The organism is Pseudomonas sp. NFACC25 (genome assembly GCF_900100935.1).
GTDB classification, from domain to species: Bacteria; Pseudomonadota; Gammaproteobacteria; order Pseudomonadales; family Pseudomonadaceae; genus Aquipseudomonas; species Aquipseudomonas marginalis.
This window is the reverse complement of the sequence record NZ_FMUC01000032.1, coordinates 1-1,293: the sequence shown is the minus strand read 5'-3', so window position 1 is coordinate 1,293 and position 1,293 is coordinate 1. Positions and strand designations below refer to the sequence as shown.

The 1,293-nt window shown below is 51.0% G+C and carries 1 rRNA gene; it reads left to right on the top strand.

The annotated features are described in order from the left end of the window. A 23S ribosomal RNA gene (locus tag BLQ09_RS30840) occupies positions 1-1,293 on the top strand; the annotation flags it as partial.

Sequence of the window (1,293 nt, the reverse complement as noted above, 5' to 3'; positions counted from 1 at the left end):
GCGAACCAGGGGAACTGAAACATCTAAGTACCCTGAGGAAAAGAAATCAACCGAGATTCCCTTAGTAGTGGCGAGCGAACGGGGACTAGCCCTTAAGTGGCTTTGAGATTAGCGGAACGCTCTGGAAAGTGCGGCCATAGTGGGTGATAGCCCTGTACGCGAAAATCTCTTAGTCATGAAATCGAGTAGGACGGAGCACGAGAAACTTTGTCTGAATATGGGGGGACCATCCTCCAAGGCTAAATACTACTGACTGACCGATAGTGAACTAGTACCGTGAGGGAAAGGCGAAAAGAACCCCGGAGAGGGGAGTGAAATAGATCCTGAAACCGTATGCGTACAAGCAGTGGGAGCCCACTTTGTTGGGTGACTGCGTACCTTTTGTATAATGGGTCAGCGACTTATTTTCAGTGGCGAGCTTAACCGAATAGGGGAGGCGTAGCGAAAGCGAGTCTTAATAGGGCGTCTAGTCGCTGGGAATAGACCCGAAACCGGGCGATCTATCCATGGGCAGGTTGAAGGTTGGGTAACACTAACTGGAGGACCGAACCGACTACCGTTGAAAAGTTAGCGGATGACCTGTGGATCGGAGTGAAAGGCTAATCAAGCTCGGAGATAGCTGGTTCTCCTCGAAAGCTATTTAGGTAGCGCCTCATGTATCACTGTAGGGGGTAGAGCACTGTTTCGGCTAGGGGGTCATCCCGACTTACCAAACCGATGCAAACTCCGAATACCTACAAGTGCCGAGCATGGGAGACACACGGCGGGTGCTAACGTCCGTCGTGAAAAGGGAAACAACCCAGACCGTCAGCTAAGGTCCCAAAGTTATGGTTAAGTGGGAAACGATGTGGGAAGGCTTAGACAGCTAGGAGGTTGGCTTAGAAGCAGCCACCCTTTAAAGAAAGCGTAATAGCTCACTAGTCGAGTCGGCCTGCGCGGAAGATGTAACGGGGCTCAAACCATACACCGAAGCTACGGGTATCACGTAAGTGATGCGGTAGAGGAGCGTTCTGTAAGCCTGTGAAGGTGAGTTGAGAAGCTTGCTGGAGGTATCAGAAGTGCGAATGCTGACATGAGTAACGATAATGGGTGTGAAAAACACCCACGCCGAAAGACCAAGGTTTCCTGCGCAACGTTAATCGACGCAGGGTTAGTCGGTCCCTAAGGCGAGGCTGAAAAGCGTAGTCGATGGAAAACAGGTTAATATTCCTGTACTTCTGGTTATTGCGATGGAGGGACGGAGAAGGCTAGGCCAGCTTGGCGTTGGTTGTCCAAGTTTAAGGTGGTAGGCTG